The organism is Streptomyces sp. NPDC001941 (genome assembly GCF_040296945.1).
Lineage (GTDB): Bacteria > Actinomycetota > Actinomycetes > Streptomycetales > Streptomycetaceae > Streptomyces.
The window spans coordinates 3539-5223 of record NZ_JBEOYE010000200.1 but is presented as its reverse complement, the minus strand read 5'-3'; the positions used below and the strand labels follow the sequence as shown (position 1 = coordinate 5223).

Genomic DNA, 1685 nt, shown 5'->3' with positions numbered 1-1685 from the left:
GAGGGGCGGCGGGTGGAGGTGCTGGACGGGGATGAGATCCGTGAGTTCCTCTCCGCGGGCCTGGGCTTCAGCCGCGCGGACCGTGACACCAACGTCCAGCGGATCGGTTTCGTCGCCGAACTCCTCGCCTCCCAGGGGGTGATCGCGCTGGTGCCGGTGATCGCGCCGTACGAGGACAGCCGGGAGGCGGTGCGCAAGCGCCACGAGGCCGAGGGCACCGCCTACATCGAGGTGCACGTGGCGACGCCGGTCGAGGTGTGCTCCGTACGCGACGTGAAGGGCCTGTACGCCAGGCAGGCGGCGGGCGAACTGTCCGGCCTGACCGGGGTGGATGACCCGTACGAGGCGCCGCGTCGTCCGGATCTGCGGATCGAGTCGCAGGACCAGAGCGTGGAGGAGTCCGCGGCGGCACTGTTCGCGCTGCTGAGCGAGAGGGGTCTGGCATGACGAGCGCGCATTCGGTCAGGGAGGGTACGGACAGTCCGTTCGCGTTGTCGCACCTGGACTCGCTGGAGTCGGAGGCGGTGCACATCTTCCGTGAGGTGGCGGGGGAGTTCGAGCGTCCGGTGGTGTTGTTCTCCGGGGGCAAGGACTCGATCGTGATGCTGCATCTGGCGCTGAAGGCGTTCGCGCCGGCGCGGGTGCCGTTCTCGCTGCTGCACGTGGACACCGGGCACAACTTCCCCGAGGTGCTGGCCTACCGGGACCGGGTGGTGGCCGGGCACGGGCTGCGGCTGCACGTGGCGTCGGTGCAGGAGTACATCGACGCGGGCCGGCTGCGCGAGCGCCCGGACGGGACGCGCAATCCGTTGCAGACGGTGCCGCTGACGGAGAAGATCGCCGCGGAGCGTTTCGACGCGGTCTTCGGCGGCGGGCGCCGCGATGAGGAGAAGGCGCGGGCCAAGGAGCGGGTGTTCTCGCTGCGCGATGAGTTCTCCCAGTGGGACCCGCGCCGCCAGCGCCCCGAGCTGTGGCAGCTGTACAACGGCCGGCACGCCCCGGGCGAGCACGTGCGCGTCTTCCCGCTGTCGAACTGGACGGAGCTGGATGTGTGGCAGTACATCCAGCGCGAGCGGATCGAGCTGCCGGAGATCTACTTCGCGCACGAGCGTGAGGTGTTCTCGCGGGGCGGGATGTGGCTGACGGCGGGTGAGTGGGGCGGGCCGAAGGACTCCGAGCCGGTGCAGAGGCGTCTGATCCGTTACCGCACGGTGGGGGACATGTCCTGCACGGGTGCGGTGGATTCGGACGCCACGACGCTGGATGCGGTGATCGCGGAGATCGCCGCGTCCCGGCTGACCGAGCGGGGTGCGACCCGGGCGGACGACAAGATGTCCGAGGCCGCGATGGAAGACCGCAAGCGCGAAGGGTACTTCTAGAGATGACCAGCACCACCGAGCAGCCCGAGCACCTGTCGGCCACCACCCTGCTGCGCTTCGCCACCGCCGGGTCCGTGGACGACGGCAAGTCCACCCTGGTGGGCCGGCTGCTGCACGATTCGAAGTCGGTCCTCACCGACCAGCTGGAGGCTGTCGAGCACGCCTCGCGCAGCCGTGGCGCGGAGGGCCCGGACCTGGCGCTCTTGACGGACGGGTTGCGGGCGGAGCGGGAGCAGGGCATCACCATCGATGTCGCCTACCGCTACTTCGCCACCGCGCGGCGCCGGTTCATCCTGGCCGACACTC

At 70.1% G+C, this 1685-nt stretch carries 3 protein-coding genes; all 3 read left to right on the top strand.

The genetic code is table 11. From position 1 onward, the window contains the following. Window positions 1-447: adenylyl-sulfate kinase (gene cysC / locus ABT160_RS46235; protein ID WP_351656223.1), on the top strand; the 447-nt coding region annotated here is incomplete at its 5' end. Next, window positions 444-1379, top strand: coding sequence for a sulfate adenylyltransferase subunit CysD (gene cysD, locus ABT160_RS46230; protein ID WP_351656220.1), 936 nt, complete (start codon window positions 444-446; stop codon window positions 1377-1379). The genes cysC and cysD, both read left to right, overlap by 4 nt. Before the next feature lie 2 nt (window positions 1380-1381). Further along, window positions 1382-1685: GTP-binding protein (locus tag ABT160_RS46225; RefSeq protein ID WP_351656217.1), on the top strand; the 304-nt coding region annotated here is incomplete at its 3' end.